The following is a 15,755-nucleotide window of genomic DNA, read 5'->3' on the forward strand; positions in this document are numbered from 1 at the left end:
TCAGCGCCCGATCCCGCGGTAGACGAAGCCGAGCCGGCCGAGTTCATCGATCTTCTCCCGCGAGTAGTACGCACGCCCGTCGAGGATCAGGCACGGCATCTCCACCACACTCCGCAGGTCGCCGAAGTCCAGCTCCTGGAACTCCCGGTGACCCGCCAGGACCGCCACGCATGCGGCCCCCTCCGCCGCCTCCCGCGGCGTCCGAGCGGCCGGGACGCCGAGGACCGCCTCGGCGTCCGAGCGGGGGACGAGCGGGTCGTAGACGGTGACGTCGTGGCCCGCCGCCCGCAGGGCGCCGATGACGGGCTTGACCGGGGTCCGGCGCATGTCGCCGGTGTCGCTCTTGAACGAGACGCCGAGCACCGCCACGCGGGCGGGGCCCGGCCGACCGAGCGCGGCGAGCCCGCGGGTCACCACGTCGAAGGTGTAGCCGGGCATGCCGTCGTTGACGGCGCGTGCCGCCTCGACCGTGCGCAGGGCGACGCCGTGATCCCGCGCGGCGTGCCACACCATCCACGGGTCCTTCGTCAGGCAGGACCCGCCCACGCCGATGCTCGGCCGCAGGATGTTGACGAACGAGTCGCCCTTGGGAAGGGAGTTGGCGGCCGTGATGACGTCGAGCACGTCGGTGTCGTAGGCGGCGCAGACCTTGGCCAGCTCATTGGCCATCGCGATGTTGAGATCGATCCACCAGTTGTCCGCCAGCTTCACGAACTCGGCGACCTCCGGGGCGTCGAAGCCGATGGTGCGCACGCCGAGCGCACGCTGCCAGAACGCCGCCGCCGCCGAGGTGCTGTCCGGGTCCACTCCGCCGACCACGATGGGCAGCCGCCGCAGCTGGTCGAGCGCGGCGCCTTCCGCCAGCCGCTCGGGGCAGAACGCGAGGCCGAAGTCCGTTCCCTGGCGCAGGCCGCCCGCCTCGAGAAGAGGTAGCACGAGCCGGCGCATCGTCCCGGGCGGGACGGTGCTCTTCAGGATGACCAGCTGGCCGGGGCGCAGCCGCGGGGCCAGCTCACGGCACGCCGCCTCGAGCTGCCCCGTCAGCGCGGAGCCGGCGTCGTCGATGGGAGTACCGACGGTGACCACGATGACGTCGGTCTTGGCGATCAGTTCGTAGTCGGCGGTGACCTGCAGGGCGCCGGATTCCAGGGCACCGGCCAGAAGGCCGGCCAGCCCCGGTTCGCCGAACCTGCACCGGCCCGCGTTCATCTCCTCGACCATGCCTCGATCGCTGTCCACTCCGAGCACGGTGATGTCACCGCCGGCCAGGGTGGCGCCGAGGCAGGAACCGACGTAACCGAAGCCGACGACGGCCACGGAAAGGCTGGTCCCCTCTGGCAGAAATCGCATCCGCACCTCTCCCACTCGTGTCTCGGTCGGCCTGATGGTCGCTGCGGACCACGGTCTCCCGGGCATCTGGAGGTCCGGGCGAGGAATGCTCGAAACCCGTCGCCGGGTGTCGTCAGACGCTCGGCGCGTTCGGCAGGAAGCTCAGGTCCCAGCCGCCCTCGGCGATCTCCTGGTCGAGCCGCGTACGCGCGTAGATCCAGTGGAGGTCGTGGAAGCTGTAGTGGACCTCACCGTTCACGGAGGCGACGCGGAGGAAGTGGTGCTGGACGAGACGCGCGAGGATCGTCTCGGCCTGGCCCTCGTCCCGGCACAGCAGCCCGGCCGCCTGCCGGGCGCCGAACTCCCGGCGAGGGAGCATGCACAGAAGCCGTAGGGCGGAACGTTCCTCGGGAAGCAGCTGAGCGTAGCTGAGGTCGAAACGCTGTCGTATGTCCAGCCCGGAGTAGCCCAGCTCCTCCAGGAGCCTGCCGTAGTTCGCCAGCTGGTCGGCGAACTTGTCCAGCGGCAGACCCGGCAGCTCGGCCAGCCGGCCACCGGCGCACCGGAGGGCCAGCGGAATCCCGCAGCAGCGCCGGGCGATGCGTTCCGCGGCCCCGCGCTCCTCCTCGACACGCTCGCGTCCGGCGATGGTCTCCAGCACCCGCACGCTCGGGTCGAGTTCGAGCGGTTCGAGCTTCACCGTCAAGGCGTCCGCCAGGACGCCCAGACCGGACGTGCTGGTCACGATGGTCGCGCAACGGCGCGCGCCGGGCAGCAGCGGCGGCACCTGCTCGGTGCGGACGACGTCGTTGAGCAGGACGAGCACTCGCCGCTTCGCGCACCAGCTGCGGAACACCTTGCCGCGCTCCTCCAGCCCGCGGGGCAGGTCTCGCTGAGCGATCCCGATTGCCTGGAGGAACTCCGCGAGGATGTCGGCCGGTGCGACCGCCGACCCGTCCCGGTTCTGTAACTGCGCGTAGAACTGGCCGTCGGGAAAGTGGGCCTCGATCGCGTGGGCGAGCGCGAGCGCGGTCGCCGACTTCCCGACTCCGGGCATCCCGGTGATCACCGTGATGGCCGCGGTGCCCCCGCTCTCCATGTCCGCGAGCACCCGTGTCTCCAGGGACCGCAGGAGGTCCTCCCGGCCGACGAGCGAGGCGATGTTCGGCGGCAGCTGCGCCGGCGTGGCCGGGAGGTGCGCCTTCTGCCGGACCGGCTCTACGTGCGCCGGCGCCATGTCCAGTGACGCGTCGGCGGACAGGATCGCCTGCTGCATCTCTCGAAGCGGCTTGGAGGGCTCTAACCCGAGCTCGTTGATGATCGTGCGACGCAGCCTCTGGTAGGTCTCCAGTGCCTCTGAGCGGCGACCGGACCGGTAGAGCGCCAGCATGAGCTTCGCGTAGAAACCTTCGCGCAGCGGATGCGTCGCCGTGAGGTCCTTCAGCTCGCTGATGCACGTGTCGTGGTCGCCCATCTGGAGCTTGGCCTCGATCTTCAGCTCGAGGGCGCCGAGGCGACGCTCCTCCAGCTGGGTCAGCTGGGCGGACAGCAGCTCGCCGGTCGCCACGTCGGCGAATGCCGGGCCGCGCCACAGATCGAGCGCCTGCGTCAACAGCTCGACGGCCTTGACCGGGTCGCTCGACAGGGCCGACCGCCCGTCGTCGACCAGCCGCTCGAAGTGGTAGACGTCCACGTCTTCGGGCGGCGACGTCAGCATGTAGCCGTACGGCCGGGTGAGGAGCGCGACGTCCGGGCCCTGACCGCTCTCGTCCAGCATCTTGCGGATCTTGTAAATGTAGGTCTGAAGAGTGGGCTGTGCGCTGACCGGTGGCCGGTCGCCCCACAGCTCCCGAATCAACTGGCCACTCTGGACGACCCGGTTGTGCCGGAGCACCAGCAGAGCCAAGACACACCGTACTTTTGGAGCCGTAGGCGTCAGCTCCTTCTCTTCGTGTAACAATTGAAACGGACCGAGCAGTCGGAACTTCATTTCGCCACTCCATGTAACCGGCAACCGACGGAATGAGCAGCAGATAGTCGGGAGGCGACTAGTCCGGATCGTACCTTTGGCCCCTTCAATCAAGCACAGCCATCGAAGACCACATCCGGCCAGCGAGGCACCGAAAATAGGGCCTTTCCTTTTTAAGGGATCTCGTTAGCGCGAGTAAAAGAAGTCAGCGTCTGGGGAAATTTCGTCCTTGTGTTACTGACGATGACCGGCCGGGATCACGCGATGTCAGCGAACCCTTACTCAGCGCCTATGGCGCGATCTGACGCCACATCGTCCGCATCCCCTCCTCCAAGGTGATGCGGGGGCGCCAGCCGAGCGCGTCCGCCGCGTTCCGCACGTCGAGCCACGAATGCCGACGATCGACCTCGCGCCCGGGAAGGCGGGTCACGGTCACCGACCTGCCGGTGACGACCTTCCGCACCACCTCCACGACCTCGGCCAGGGACACGGGCCGTCCGCTCCCGATGTTCAGCACCGGCGGGCGCACGCGGCCTCCGTCCGCCGTCATCGCATGGACGCGGACCATCGCCCTGACGACGTCCTCGACATGGACGAAGTCACGCGTCGCACCCGGATCCCCGTAGATCCGGAGGGGCTCGCCCCGCGCCACCGCGGTCAGCCAGTGGTTGATGACGCCCTGGCCGCCGGCGCGCCGCTGTCCCGGGCCGTAGACGGTCGCGATGCGCAGCGCGACGGGCTCGACGGCGTCGGTCGCCGAGAGCATCTCCCGCTCCATCTCCAGCTTCACCCGCCCGTAGACCGTCGCGGGGTGAACCGGCGACGTCTCGGCGTGCGGCGGCTCGGCCGCGGTGCCGTAGACGGCGCCACCCGAACCGGCGAGCACCATCGTGGGCCGGTCGCCGTCCCGCCGGACCACGTCGAGCAGCAGCCGGAACGTCTCCAGGTCGGCCCGCGCACGCCATGGCTCGCGCTCGGCCTGCGCGATCGTCGCGGTCTGCGCGACGAAGAACACCGTGCGCGCGCCGGCCAGGCCGGCGGCGGCGCGGCCGTCCCGGGCGAACGGCTCCGCCCGCGAGTAACCGGACGTCGGTACGCCCGCCCGGGTGAGAGCCGCCGTGAGCCACGTGCCGATGAACCCCGTGGCTCCGATGACCGCGGCGGGCGTCGCCCCGCCGCTGTCGGTATTCGAAGTAAACCCCGTATCCACCACCGGGTCAGCGTACGGTGGAACGCTGGAATCGCCCTCGAATCACGGTCAAATACAAGGTGACCGCGGGGCCGCGCACCGGCTCTCAGAAATACCGGATGCTTCTCCGGCGAACATGATCATTAATTGGCAGGCGATTCACCTCATCGTTTCGTCGTCGCCCATTCATCGGAGCGCCCGAGAACCCATGCCCGACAGGTACGATTTCCGGCTCTCGGGCGGCGTGTAATTCACTTACCAGTCCACCGGCCGGCGAGCCCGGAAGATCCGTCCGGTCGGCCCACCATCCGGAAGGACCGCCGCCCACACCACGTGACGGGCCGCGTCCTCCGGGGAGGTCGCCGCGTCCGGGCGCATCCTCGTCCGCACCAGGCCCGGATTCACGGCGTTGACCAGAACACCGCGCTCCCGCGTCTCCTCGGCGAGCGCCACCGTCAGCGCGTTGAGCGCGGCCTTGGAGACCGAGTACCCGGGAGTGCCGGGGAAGATGCCGTTGCTGAACATGCCGGTGCCGCTGGAGACCATGACGATCCGGCCCCACTTCCGGTCCAGCATCGCCGGGAGGAACGCCTGGCACACTCTCCAGGCACCAAGCGTGTTCGTGGCCAGCTGCCGCTCCACGAGTTCCAGCGGCACCGTGGAGGGCAGCGTGCCGGCGTCGAGCAGGAGCCCGGCGTTGTTGACGAGGATGTCGACCGGACCGACGCGGCCGCGAACCGAGTCCGCCGCCCCGGAGGCCGTGACGTCGAGCCCGACGCCGACGGCGCCGTCGCCCAGCGCGCCCGCGACCCGGTGGGCGTCGTTCTCGGTCCGTGCCGCCACGATGACGCGATGGCCGAGCGCGTGCAGGCCCGCCGCGACGGCGGCGCCGAGGCCGCGTCCCGCGCCGGTCACCAGTGCCGTACGCCGAGGGCCGGCCATCGGCGCTACCCCGTGACCTCGGCCAGGAGCTCCAACTGGCCGAGGTCGGGGACGCACGGGAAGAAGATCAGCTCGTCGCAGCCGGCGGCCGCGTGGTCGCGCACCATGGCGTCCACGGCCTTCTCATCGGTGAGCAGGCCGCGGACGACGCGGTCGCGGTACGGCCCCGTCCCCGCGTAGTAGTCCCGCAGGTACTGTTCCGCGCGGTCGCGCGCTCCCGGCCCGAGCGCGGTGTAGGCGATCGCCATCATTCGCGGCGCGCCCGGCCGGCCCGCCGACGTCCATGCGTCTTTCATGCGGGCCACGAGCTCCGGATAGGCGTGCGCCGAGCCGCCTCCCATGATCCAGCCGTCGCCGTGGCGTGCCGCGCGACGCATGGCGGCGGGCGAGTGGCCGCCGACGACGATCGGCGGCGGGCCGGCGGGCAGCGGCGGCACCAGGCGCTCGTCGGCCCAGACGCGCCGGATCCGGGCGAGGTTCTCATCCAGCCGGCGCCCCCGGTCCCGGAAGGAGGCGCCCGCCATCGCGAAGTCGTCCTCCCGGCCGCCCGCCGCGACGCCGACCACCAGCCGTCCCGCCGACAGGTCGTGCACGGCGGCGAGCTGCTTGGCCAGCAACGCGACGTCGGTCCGGCAGGCGGCGACGAGAATGGTGGTGGCGAGCCCGATCCGCTCGGTCACGGCCGCCGCGCCGGCCAGCGCGACGAGCGGCTCGTGGCTGGTGTACACGAGCCGGTCGAGCACGCCGAGCCGGGCGAAGCCGAGGCGTTCCGCCGTCGTGGCCCAGGTCAGCAGCTCACGCGCCGGCACGCCGGGGAGCGTGGCCGGCAGGCCCACTCCGATGTCCATCGTCTCGCCCCTCACGTGGCGGGGTGGGTCTCCACCGAGAGCTGGGAGATACAACGCATCGTCGCGTTGCGGAAGTACGCGCCGAATGCCTCCTCGGTGCCGGTGTCGCGCCGGCGCTTCAGGTACGGCGCGAGCTTCTCCTCCAGCGCGTGGACACCGGACTGCCGGCTCATGTGGCGCGCGACGTCGGCGAGGTCGCCTTCGTAGTGGATGATCCGCACCATGAGGTCGTCCTTGATGAAGACGGCGGTGCCGAGCAGCCGGCCGGACGGCCGGCCGGACTCGTCGCGCAGCTCGGGAGTGTCGACACGACGGAAGCCGGCGAAGATCTCGGCGATCTCGTCCTCGTGTCCCGGCTGCACATCGTAAGTGATCGCCGCGTACGGCATCAGATTCCTCCATCGACGTTGAGAGTGACTCCGGAGACGTAGCCGGACAGGTCACTGGAGAAGAACAGGACGGCTCCCGCCACGTCGTCCGGTTCACCGAGCCTGCCCAGCGCGGTCATCGCGGTGAGGCGGGTACGGAGCGGCGCCGGAAGGTCGTCCCCGGGCTCGGCGACGACGCCGGGCGCCACGCAGTTCACCCGGATGCCCCGAGGTCCGAGTTCCTTGGCGAGGGACCGGGTGAGCCCGATCACCGCCGCCTTCGACGCGGTGTAGTGCGCGCTTCCGGGGCGTCCGCGCATCGCCGCCGAGGCGCCCAGGTTGATCACCGATCCGCCGTCGGCGAGCAGCGGCAGAACGGCCTGGGTGACGTGGTAGCAGCCGGTGAGGTTGACCGACATGACGCGGTTCCACTCCTCCGCGGTGAGCCGGTCGATCTCGGCGCGGCCGTCGACCCCGGCGTTGTTGATCAGCACGTCGAGTCCGCCGAACGTCTCCCGGCAGGTCGCGGCCAGCTCGGCCACGTCCGCGGCGTCGGTGACGTCGGCCACCTCGACCCGGTGCGGGCCGCCGATCTCCTTCAGCTCGGTGACGAGGTCGTCCGCCGGCGACTCGCCGCGGTGACAGGTGATGACGTGCGCGCCGGCCTTCGCCAGCACGCGCACGGTGGCTCTGCCGATGCCGCACGTGCCGCCGGTGACCAGCACGCGGCGTCCGGTCAGTCCGAGGTCCACACGTACTCCCTTCGCGATGTCGTCCGGCGCCGCCGCGTCAGTAGGCCGCGGCGACCTCGTAGATCCCGACGGCGGTTCCGCCGCCTGCCTTCTGGTACGGCCGCAGCGGGGCCGTGACCTGGCGGTGCGCGGCCCCCGCCTCCCACGACCGGAAGGCGTCGAGGCTCTCCCACTCGCTCATCACGACGAAGTCGCCGTGCTCGGCCACCGAGCGGAGCAGCTCGTTGCCGATGAGCCCGGGTGTGCCCTGGAGATCACGGCTGATCCGGTGGTACGCGGCCTCGACCGCGCCGGCGTCGTGCTCCGGCGCCACGGCGTGGATCACCACGCGGACGTGGGAGGCGGTCATGTACGCGCTCCCCGCATCGCGTAGACCACCCGCATGGTCGTCATCGACCCGCCCGAGCGGTACGGGTGGAGCCGGGTCCGGTGTTCCAGGTGCCGCTCGCTGCGCTCGAACTCCCGGAACCGCGGTTCGTCGACCCAGTCGCTGGTCACGTAGTAGACGCCGTCCTCTTCCGCGCTCTTGGCGAGCCACTGGCCGAGGTTCGCCGGGTGACCGGTGATCCCGTCGCCGATGGCGTACCAGGTCTCCTCGAACTCGCGCTCCATCCCGGGATGGATCTGCATGCGCAGCATGACCCGGAAGACGTTCTGGCCGGCCACGGTCAGATGCCCCCGTCCACGTGGAGCGTCTCCCCGGTGATGAACGCCGCGTCGTCGCCGGCGAGGAAGGTCACCGCGCGCGCGACGTCCTCCGGGCGGCCGAGCCGGCCGAGCGCGATGATCCGCTGGTAGCGCTCGCGCACCTCCGGCGGGACCTCGGCCTCCGTCTCGATCGGCCCGGGTGCCACCACGTTGACCCGGACGCCCCGGGGCCCGAGCTCCTTGGCCAGCGAACGGGCCAGGCCGATCAGCCCGGCCTTGGCCGCCGTGTAGTGCGAGCGCAGCGGAATGCCGACCGTGGCGACCCGTGAGCCGACGTAGACCACCGACGCCTTCGGCGTCAGCAGCGGCAGCGCCGCCTGGGTGATGAAGCACGCGGCGCCGAGGTTGACGTCGAGCACCTCGCTCCACTGGCTCGGCGTGAGTTCACCGAACGGCACATGGCTGATGACGCCCGCGTTGTGAACGACGACGTCGAGCGATCCGAACCGGTCGCGGCACTCGTTCACCAACCGCGTCACGTCGTCGGGGACCGCCACGTCGGCCGCCATGACGTGGTGGTCGCCACCGATCTCCTTCAGTTCGCGGGCGAGGTCGCGCGCGGCCTCGCCCTCCCGCCGCCCGCAGGTCACCACGTGCGCGCCGGACCGGGCCAGGTCGAGGACGATCGCCCGTCCGAGCCCGCGGGTTCCTCCGGTGACCAGAGCCTTCTTTCCATCGAGCCGCATGACACCTCCTAGAGCAGTGCCCCGGTGCCCGCGACGTTCATCGCGAGCGCGAGCAGGGCGAGGGACGTCCGGGCCAGGTTCCAGTTGCGCCAGCGCACCCGTGGGTCACGGGCCGTCCAGTCGTCCGGCGGCCGGTCGGGGTCCAGGGACGTCACGTACTTGTTGATGGGCACGTTCTTGATCACGGAAATGAACATCACGGCCGCGAGGAGCACCGCCGCGGACGTGAACAGGATCCGGCCGGTCGCGTCCGGCGCGAGCACCGCGACGACGATGTCCAGAACGAAGGTCAACGCGTTCACCGCCGGCATGAACGGGTCATAGCGCGGCCAGAGGAACTGGATCGTCCGGATGTAGCGTTCGTAGGGCAGCACCAGGGTCAGCGGGACGACGCCGAGGACCGTGGAGAGCATGACACCGGCCCCGATGCCGTTCCCGAGCAGCGTCAACGGCACCAGCACGCGGATCACGCGTCCGCCCCTCCCCGAGCCGGGGTACGCGCGGCGGCCTCCTCGACGAGGCGCTTGATGCGCGCCATCTCGACGGATGTGGTGCGGTTCAGGTGCGCGGTCATGCCGTCGTCGTCCGCGGGCGCCTGCGGTTTCATGTGGAAGTCCTGGATCCACCGCATCTCGACGCCGCTCGCGGGAAGCTCGCGGTACTCCCAGCGGAGATTCATGTACTCGAAGGGCCCCGTCTCCACGCGACGCGCGCGAACGGTGCGGGTGGCGGGGTCGGGCGTGCGCTCGGAGACCCAGCTCCACACCCGCCCCTCCTCGTCGGGATGCATGGTGAGCCGGAAGGTGACGGTGTCGCCCTCCCGCTTGAGGATCTCGGCGGAGGCGTACTCGCCGAACAACCCCGGCCATGCCTCGACGTCGTTGGTCATCTCCCACACCAGGTCCATGGGGGCGTGGATGACGATCCTGTTGTCCGTGTGTCCTGCCATCACTTCACCGCTTCGCGTCAGGCGGCCGCGAGCCGCTGGTTGACGTAATCGACCATCGACGTCGGACTGGTCAGCTCCTCGATCGCCTCGTCGGGAATCTTGACCTGGTACCGGTTCTGGATCTGGCTGGCGATCTGGAGCACCGCCAGCGAGTCGCATCCGAGTTCCTCGAACGTCATGCCGGCGATGAGGTCGGCGGACTCGTCGGCGCCCGCGCACTCGCGCATGATGCCGGCCAGGTCCTCGAAGGTGAGCCGTGCCATTTCCCCTCCTTCAGTTTTGCGTTCGTCGAACGGCGGTCAGGGCGACCGCGGAGTTGAAGCCGCCGTGGCCGCGGGCGAGCACGAGCGCGGCGCGGACGGGCATCTCGCGCGGTTCGCGTACGAGGTCCAGGCCACACCCGTCGGCCAGTTCGGTCACGCCCACCGTGGGCGGCACCACGCCGTCCCGCATCGCGAGCAGCGCGGCGGCCATGTCGAGCGCGGCGCCTCCGGCGTACAGCCGGCCGGTCATCGTCTTCGGCGCGGTGACCGGGACGGCGCGCGGCCCGAACAGCGCCTCGATCGCGCGGGCCTCCTCGCGGTCCCGCGCCGGTACGCCGAGGGCGTCCGCGAAGACCACGTCGACGTCCCGGGGAGCCAGCCCCGCCCGGTCGAGGGCGATCTCGGCCGCGCGCCGCAGGCCGGGCTCCCGTCCCGAGCCCGGCGGCGGGTCGAACGTCGCGCCGTGCCCCGCGAGGCACCCGTAGCCGTGGACGCCGCGGGCCCGTGCGACGTCGTCCGGCTCGATGACCAGCATCGCGCCGCCCTCCCCCGGCACGTAGCCGGACGCCTCCCGGTCGAACGGCAGGTAGGCGCGGCCGGGGTCGTCACTCGTGCTCAGCGCACCGGTCGCGAGCTGGGCGACCAGCCCGTACGGGCACAGCGACGCGTCGGTGCCGCCGGTGACCGCGAGGCGCGCCCCGCTGCGGAGCATCCGCACGGCATGCGCGGCCGCGTCCAGCCCGCCGGCCTGTTCGGCGCAGATGACGCCGCACGGGCCGCGCATCCCGTGCCGAATCGAGACCTGGCCGGTGGTGGCGGCGTAGAACCAGGCGATCGACTGGTACGCGCCGACCCAGCCGGGGCCCTTGTCCCACAGCCGCTCGATCTCGCGCTGCCCGAACTCGGTGCCGCCGGAGGAACTCGCCGTCACGACGGTCATCTCGTACTCGGGCAGCTCGGCCGGGTCGACCCCGGCGTCATCGAGCGCCATGTCGGTGGCGGCCAGCGCGAGGTGGGTCCAGTGATCGGTCTGCGGGATCAGCCGGCCCGGTATCGCCTCGGCCGCGGCGAACCCCGGCACCTCGCCGGCGAGCCGGACCGGGTAGCGCTCCGGGTCGAAACGGGTGATCCGCCCGATACCCGTCCGCCCGGCCAGGGTCGCCGACCAGTACTCCTCGGTGCCCAGGCCGTTCGGCGCGGCCACGCCGAGGCCGGTGACCAGCGCAGCGGTCATGGCCGGCCCGCCCGGCCGAGCAGCATGGCCGACTGGAAGCCGCCGAAGCCGCTGCCGACGCTCAGCACCACGTCGAGGTCGGCCTCCCTGGCGGTCAGCGGCACGTAGTCCAGGTCGCACTCGGGGTCCGGGTTGTGCAGGTTGGCGGTGGGCGGTACGACGCCGTGGTGCAGCGCCAGCGCGCACGCGGCGACCTCGATCGACCCGATCGCGCCCAGCGAGTGCCCGATCATCGACTTGATCGAGCTGACCGGGACCTCGTACGCGCGTCCGCCGAGGCTGCGCTTGAACGCGGCGGTCTCGTGGCGGTCGTTCTGCTTGGTGCCCGACCCGTGCGCGTTGATGTAGTCGATGTCCTCCGGGCCGAGGCGGGCCTGTCCGAGGGTCTCCGTGATCGCCTCGGCCATCTCCCGGCCGTCGGGCTTCAGCCCCGTCATGTGGTAGGCGTTGCTGCGGCTCGCGAAGCCCAGGATCTCCGCGTATATCTGCGCTCCGCGCCGGCGCGCCGCGTCACGGCGCTCCAGCACCATGATCGCCGCACCCTCGCCGAGCACGAATCCGTCCCGTTCCGCGTCGAACGGCCGGGACGCGTGCCCGGGGTCCTCGTTGTTCGGCGACGTCGCTTTGATCGCGTCGAAGCACGCGGACGTGATCGGGGAGATCGGGGCGTCGGTCGCGCCGGCGACGACGACGTCCGCGGAGCCCTCCCACAGCAGCCGGCACGCGTACCCGACCGCGTCGAGGCCGGCCGTGCAGCCCGTCGAGATCAGCCCGACCGGGCCCTCCGCGCAGGACGCCCACGCGACCTCGGTGGCCAGGGTGCTGGGCACCATGTACCCGTACAGGTGCGGGACCGCGTACGAGGGATCGACCAGCCAGTTCCGGCCGCCGTCGCTGAGGACGACGTACTCCTCCTCCAGGCCCATCGTGCAGCCGACCGCGCTGCCGACGCTGACGGCGACGCGTTCGGGCGGGACGACGCCGGTGTCCAGACCGCTGTCGGCCAGGGCCTGACGCGCGCAGACCACACCGAACTGGCCGGCGCGGTCCATCCGGCGGATCTCCTGCGGGGACAGCCCCTCGGCGGCGGGGTCGAAGTCGCACTCGGCGGCGACGCGCGACCGGAAGGGCTCGGCGTCGAACAGCGTGATGGCCCGCGTCGCGGTGCGGCCGGAGGTGATCAGGTCCCAGAACGCCTTCGTTCCCGGGTCGCCCGGCGCCACCACCCCGATGCCGGTGATCACCACCCGCGCGTCGTCGTCGATCACTGGTGGCTCCCGCCGGGGGCGCCGACCTCCGGCTGGCCCACCGCGCCGTTCGGCGGTGGCTCCGTGTCGACGTGGCCGAGCTCGGGCCGGGGCGCCAGCGGGCAGAGCTGGAACACCGCGAACGCCTCGGCGTCTTCGGTGTTCGTCACCCGGTGGCGGACGTTCTTGGGGACCATCAGTCCCTCGCCGGCCCCCACCGACAGCTCGTCCGTGCCGTCGAGCCGTACGGTGAGGCGGCCGCGGACGACGTAGAGGAACTCCTCCGAGTACGGGTGGTAGTGCTCGGAGACGAACTCGCCCGGGGCGAGGACGAGGGTGCCCATGAACCCGGTCGTGGCGCCGCACGTCTTCGGGCCGAGCACCACGCGCAGGTCGCCGCCTCGACGCCGGTTCACCGGCACGTCCGCCGCGGCGACCGGACCGGTCCGTGTCTCAGGCACGGTCGGCCTCCCAGACGTAGAAGGGGATGGCCATCGCGTCCTTCGGCTCCTTCCAGTTCGGGTCGTACGGCCGGATGTGCTGGGCGAGCTTCTTGTTGACGTCGGCGAACAGGGGGTGCCCACGCACCTTGTAGAGGTCCGGCGTGATGTCGTGGTCCGCCTCGATCAGCTGGAAGTACAGCTCGTGGAAGCGGAGAACGGTCCGACGCGACACTCCGACCATGTAGGGCAGCTCGGTGGCGTCGGACTCCGCCCAAATTTCGGCTACCTCATCCGCTTTGGCCGGATCCATGCGGGCGACGATCAGACTCCGATGCTGCACGCGGCGCTCCTTTCGACGGATGCTCCCGGCCATGCTGCGGGCGGCGCTTCGCGCGCCGATCGAAGGCGACTGGAGACCGGGACGACCGGTCGTCCCCCCGCGGGCCCGGGAACGGCGATTCGCGTTCGAGCACGGATCCAGCGGCATGCGAAGCCGCATTGCGAGATTGACCCCGGCCTTGTCACGGAGAAGGGAGCCGTCCCGGTGACACCTGATGGAAAGGTCTCGGTCTACCTCTTACAGCAGGGGATCTGGGACATGCCGCTCGAATCCATGCCGCTCGCCTCGGGGTACCTGAAGGCCGCGGCACTCACGGACGACCGCATCCGGCAGTCCGCCGAAATCAAGATCTTCAACTACCGGGGCGGAGTCACGCTCACGGAGATGGCCAACGAGATCTTCACCGACGGGGCGCCCGACGTCCTCGCCTGTTCCGTCCTCGGCTGGAACTTCCGGACGTTCGGCTCGCTGGCCGAGACGTTCAAGCAGCTGAACCCGGACGGCTGGGTCATCTTCGGCGGCACCCACGTCACCGACCAGGCGCGCCGGACGTTCTCCATGTTCTCCGACGTGGACATCATCGTGAACGGAGAAGGGGAACTCGTCTTCCCCGACCTGCTGAACCGCTACCTCGACGGCACGTCACGGCACCGGCTGGGCACGGTGAACGGGATCTCGTTCCGCGGCCTCGACGGCGACATCGTCACGACCCTGCCGCGGGACCGCATCCAGGACCTCGACGTCATTCCCTCGCCGGTGCTCACCGGCGCGCTCGAACTGACCGACGACAACGGCGCGTTCCGCTACGACGTGGCGCTCATGGAGACCAACCGGGGCTGCCCGTACAAGTGCGCCTTCTGCTACTGGGGCGGCGCGATCGGGCAGCGGGTCCGCGCGTTCTCCCGGGAGCGGCTGCGCCAGGAGCTCGAGCTGTACGCGAGCCTGAAGGTCCACACGATCTGCCTGTGCGACGCGAACTTCGGCCTGCTCCCGATCGACGAGGAGTTCGTCGACGACGTCATCGAGATCCGCGAACGCACCGGTTACCCGAGGGCGCTCGAGAGCTCCTGGGCCAAGAACAAGTCCAAGGTCTTCTACCGCATCGTCCGCAAGATGAAGGAAGCCGGCCTGCGCAGCTCCTTCACGCTCGCACTGCAGACGCTGAACCCCGAGGCGCTGCGGCTGATGAACCGCAAGAACATGAAGGTGAACGAGTGGGAGGACCTCGTCGCCTGGCTCAACAGCGAGAACCTCGAATGCTACGCAGAGCTCATCTGGGGCGCGCCGGGCGAGACCGTCGAGTCGTTCCTGGAGGGCTACGACCGGTTGTCCAGCTACGTGTCGCGCATCGCGGTCTATCCCATCCTGCTGCTGCCCAACACCGACTACTCCGAGAAGAAGGAGGAGTACGGGATCGTCTGCGTCCGCGGTGACACCGACGACTTCGAGTACGTGCTGGCGCACAACACGATGACGATGGCGGACAACCAGAAGATGCAGCGCTTCCTCTTCTGGAGCCGGGTGCTCGCCGACGCGGCCGTGTTCCGGCACTCCTGGGTCGCGCTGCGCGAACTCGGCGAGGTCACCCAGTCGCAGGTGCTGCGACGCATGGACGAGTGGATCGCCGCCACCGACGACCCGGCCGCCGTCCCGCTCCGGGAGGCCTGCACGATCGGCACGGCGACGCCCGGGGCGGCGATCGACTACCTGTACCGCGACCCGGAGGCCAAGCGGCTGCTGGAGCGCTGGTGGGAGGAGTCGATCCGGCCGTCGCTGCCGGCCGAACAGGCGCCGGTGCTGGATGAGATCTTCCGCTACGACCTGCTCACCCAGCCGGTGTACCGGAACGAGAACGGAGGGTTCGCCGACGGGGTGTCGACGATGCTCATCGGCGACGACGAGTACGCGGTGCGCACCGGCATCACGCTCGCCTACGACGTCCCCCGGATCGTCGCCCAGTTGCGCGCCGGAGAACGGCCCGACACGGATCCCGCCACGATCACCCTCGACCTGTACTACCGGATCGGGGTCGAGTCGTTCACGACCACGACGAACAGCGAGGAGATCGTCCACTTCATGGGGCGCACGAAGGACGCGCTGTTCGGGCCCGGCGATCTGGACGACTCCTCCAGCGACGGCCCCTACACGTCGCTGCTGCGCGACACCGGCAGCTGCGGATGACGGCCGGGCGCGCCCTCGTACGGGGGCTCCCACGCCGCGCGCTGCGCGGGTTGCTCGATGGACTGACGTACATCGGGGCGGCCATGTGGATAAGCCCGGAGGTCTTCACCGCCCTCTCGGCCCAGCACACGGGGACGGGGGCGGAGGCGCACCGCGACCCGGACCACATCACTCCCTATGACGACCTGCCCACCGAGGAACGCCGTCTTTTGCTCGGACTGGACGACCAGTTCAGACGGGAGTCCGAGCGTTAGGACCAGGACGCCGCCGAACGGCATCGGTCCGCGCCATCCACGACCGCCCACCG

Annotated in this window: 19 protein-coding genes; 2 read left to right on the forward strand and 17 right to left on the reverse strand. The window is 70.5% G+C overall.

The window, feature by feature from the left end:
* The 17 genes from QSK37_RS18735 to QSK37_RS18815 all read right to left on the reverse strand — a co-directional run bounded on the left by QSK37_RS18735 (position 1) and on the right by QSK37_RS18815 (position 13,267).
* A complete protein-coding gene (locus QSK37_RS18735) occupies positions 1 to 1,350 on the reverse strand; it encodes a nucleotide sugar dehydrogenase (protein ID WP_285622627.1) in 1,350 nt (449 codons plus the stop codon).
* Between the two features lie 112 nt (positions 1,351 to 1,462).
* On the reverse strand, positions 1,463 to 3,319 hold the full coding sequence (locus tag QSK37_RS18740) for an AfsR/SARP family transcriptional regulator (RefSeq protein ID WP_285622629.1): 1,857 nt from the start codon (positions 3,317 to 3,319) through the stop codon (positions 1,463 to 1,465).
* A 268-nt stretch (positions 3,320 to 3,587) separates the two neighbouring features.
* Positions 3,588 to 4,511 (reverse strand): NAD-dependent epimerase/dehydratase family protein, encoded by a 924-nt coding sequence (locus QSK37_RS18745; RefSeq protein WP_285622631.1) that lies wholly within the window; start codon positions 4,509 to 4,511, stop codon positions 3,588 to 3,590.
* Between the two features lie 231 nt (positions 4,512 to 4,742).
* Positions 4,743 to 5,429 carry an SDR family NAD(P)-dependent oxidoreductase gene (locus tag QSK37_RS18750; RefSeq protein ID WP_285622633.1) on the reverse strand — a complete coding sequence of 229 codons (687 nt, stop codon included), beginning with the start codon at positions 5,427 to 5,429 and terminating at the stop codon, positions 4,743 to 4,745.
* A gap of 5 nt (positions 5,430 to 5,434) precedes the next feature.
* Positions 5,435 to 6,277 carry an LLM class flavin-dependent oxidoreductase gene (locus tag QSK37_RS18755; RefSeq protein ID WP_285622635.1) on the reverse strand — a complete coding sequence of 281 codons (843 nt, stop codon included), beginning with the start codon at positions 6,275 to 6,277 and terminating at the stop codon, positions 5,435 to 5,437.
* An 11-nt stretch (positions 6,278 to 6,288) separates the two neighbouring features.
* Positions 6,289 to 6,666, reverse strand: coding sequence for a SchA/CurD-like domain-containing protein (locus QSK37_RS18760; protein ID WP_285571731.1), 378 nt, complete (start codon positions 6,664 to 6,666; stop codon positions 6,289 to 6,291).
* Entirely contained in the window at positions 6,666 to 7,397 is a 732-nt protein-coding gene (locus QSK37_RS18765; protein ID WP_285622638.1) for an SDR family NAD(P)-dependent oxidoreductase, read from the reverse strand. The genes QSK37_RS18760 and QSK37_RS18765 overlap by 1 nt, the downstream gene beginning before the upstream one ends.
* 37 nt (positions 7,398 to 7,434) lie before the next feature.
* Positions 7,435 to 7,746 (reverse strand): antibiotic biosynthesis monooxygenase family protein, encoded by a 312-nt coding sequence (locus QSK37_RS18770; protein ID WP_285571738.1) that lies wholly within the window; start codon positions 7,744 to 7,746, stop codon positions 7,435 to 7,437.
* Positions 7,743 to 8,063 carry an antibiotic biosynthesis monooxygenase family protein gene (locus QSK37_RS18775; RefSeq protein ID WP_285571740.1) on the reverse strand — a complete coding sequence of 107 codons (321 nt, stop codon included), beginning with the start codon at positions 8,061 to 8,063 and terminating at the stop codon, positions 7,743 to 7,745. The genes QSK37_RS18770 and QSK37_RS18775 overlap by 4 nt, the downstream gene beginning before the upstream one ends.
* 2 nt (positions 8,064 to 8,065) lie before the next feature.
* Positions 8,066 to 8,791: an SDR family NAD(P)-dependent oxidoreductase gene (locus QSK37_RS18780; RefSeq protein ID WP_285622640.1), complete on the reverse strand. Its 726-nt coding sequence runs from the start codon at positions 8,789 to 8,791 to the stop codon at positions 8,066 to 8,068.
* Positions 8,792 to 8,799: 8 nt separating this feature from the next.
* The gene (locus QSK37_RS18785; protein WP_285622641.1) at positions 8,800 to 9,261 is read right to left on the reverse strand and encodes an anthrone oxygenase family protein; all 462 of its coding nucleotides are present in this window, start codon (positions 9,259 to 9,261) and stop codon (positions 8,800 to 8,802) included.
* Entirely contained in the window at positions 9,258 to 9,740 is a 483-nt protein-coding gene (locus QSK37_RS18790; RefSeq protein WP_285571746.1) for an SRPBCC family protein, read from the reverse strand. Before QSK37_RS18790 ends, QSK37_RS18785 begins: the two co-directional genes overlap by 4 nt.
* A gap of 17 nt (positions 9,741 to 9,757) precedes the next feature.
* Complete coding sequence (locus tag QSK37_RS18795; RefSeq protein WP_285622644.1) at positions 9,758 to 10,003, reverse strand: acyl carrier protein; 246 nt, start codon at positions 10,001 to 10,003, stop codon at positions 9,758 to 9,760.
* Between the two features lie 10 nt (positions 10,004 to 10,013).
* Entirely contained in the window at positions 10,014 to 11,237 is a 1,224-nt protein-coding gene (locus QSK37_RS18800) for a ketosynthase chain-length factor (RefSeq protein ID WP_285622647.1), read from the reverse strand.
* Complete coding sequence (locus tag QSK37_RS18805; protein ID WP_285623534.1) at positions 11,234 to 12,502, reverse strand: beta-ketoacyl-[acyl-carrier-protein] synthase family protein; 1,269 nt, start codon at positions 12,500 to 12,502, stop codon at positions 11,234 to 11,236. The genes QSK37_RS18800 and QSK37_RS18805 overlap by 4 nt, the downstream gene beginning before the upstream one ends.
* Complete coding sequence (locus QSK37_RS18810) at positions 12,502 to 12,945, reverse strand: cupin domain-containing protein (protein ID WP_285571753.1); 444 nt, start codon at positions 12,943 to 12,945, stop codon at positions 12,502 to 12,504. The genes QSK37_RS18805 and QSK37_RS18810 overlap by 1 nt, the downstream gene beginning before the upstream one ends.
* On the reverse strand, positions 12,938 to 13,267 hold the full coding sequence (locus tag QSK37_RS18815; RefSeq protein ID WP_285571756.1) for a TcmI family type II polyketide cyclase: 330 nt from the start codon (positions 13,265 to 13,267) through the stop codon (positions 12,938 to 12,940). Before QSK37_RS18815 ends, QSK37_RS18810 begins: the two co-directional genes overlap by 8 nt.
* Positions 13,268 to 13,471: 204 nt before the next feature.
* Here QSK37_RS18815 and QSK37_RS18820 point away from each other — a divergent pair, with 204 nt between their 5' ends.
* On the forward strand, positions 13,472 to 15,448 hold the full coding sequence (locus QSK37_RS18820; protein ID WP_285622649.1) for a KedN5 family methylcobalamin-dependent radical SAM C-methyltransferase: 1,977 nt from the start codon (positions 13,472 to 13,474) through the stop codon (positions 15,446 to 15,448).
* Positions 15,445 to 15,702, forward strand: a complete 258-nt coding sequence (locus QSK37_RS18825) for a hypothetical protein (RefSeq protein ID WP_285622652.1) — start codon at positions 15,445 to 15,447, stop codon at positions 15,700 to 15,702. Before QSK37_RS18820 ends, QSK37_RS18825 begins: the two co-directional genes overlap by 4 nt.
* Positions 15,703 to 15,755 lie beyond the last annotated feature (53 nt).

The organism is Actinoallomurus iriomotensis, assembly GCF_030269445.1.
GTDB classification, from domain to species: Bacteria; Actinomycetota; Actinomycetes; order Streptosporangiales; family Streptosporangiaceae; genus Actinoallomurus; species Actinoallomurus iriomotensis.

Excerpts from the sequence above, each read along its gene's own strand:
- QSK37_RS18825 (WP_285622652.1), top strand. The coding sequence starts at position 15,445 with ATGACGGCCGGGCGCGCCCTCGTACGGGGGCTCCCACGCCGCGCGCTG.
- QSK37_RS18750 (WP_285622633.1), bottom strand. The coding sequence starts at position 5,429 with ATGGCCGGCCCTCGGCGTACGGCACTGGTGACCGGCGCGGGACGCGGC.
- QSK37_RS18780 (WP_285622640.1), bottom strand. The coding sequence starts at position 8,791 with ATGCGGCTCGATGGAAAGAAGGCTCTGGTCACCGGAGGAACCCGCGGG.
- QSK37_RS18755 (WP_285622635.1), bottom strand. The coding sequence starts at position 6,277 with ATGGACATCGGAGTGGGCCTGCCGGCCACGCTCCCCGGCGTGCCGGCG.
- QSK37_RS18790 (WP_285571746.1), bottom strand. The coding sequence starts at position 9,740 with ATGGCAGGACACACGGACAACAGGATCGTCATCCACGCCCCCATGGAC.
- QSK37_RS18740 (WP_285622629.1), bottom strand. The coding sequence starts at position 3,319 with ATGAAGTTCCGACTGCTCGGTCCGTTTCAATTGTTACACGAAGAGAAG.
- QSK37_RS18795 (WP_285622644.1), bottom strand. The coding sequence starts at position 10,003 with ATGGCACGGCTCACCTTCGAGGACCTGGCCGGCATCATGCGCGAGTGC.
- QSK37_RS18770 (WP_285571738.1), bottom strand. The coding sequence starts at position 7,746 with ATGACCGCCTCCCACGTCCGCGTGGTGATCCACGCCGTGGCGCCGGAG.
- QSK37_RS18760 (WP_285571731.1), bottom strand. The coding sequence starts at position 6,666 with ATGCCGTACGCGGCGATCACTTACGATGTGCAGCCGGGACACGAGGAC.
- QSK37_RS18735 (WP_285622627.1), bottom strand. The coding sequence starts at position 1,350 with ATGCGATTTCTGCCAGAGGGGACCAGCCTTTCCGTGGCCGTCGTCGGC.
- QSK37_RS18800 (WP_285622647.1), bottom strand. The coding sequence starts at position 11,237 with ATGACCGCTGCGCTGGTCACCGGCCTCGGCGTGGCCGCGCCGAACGGC.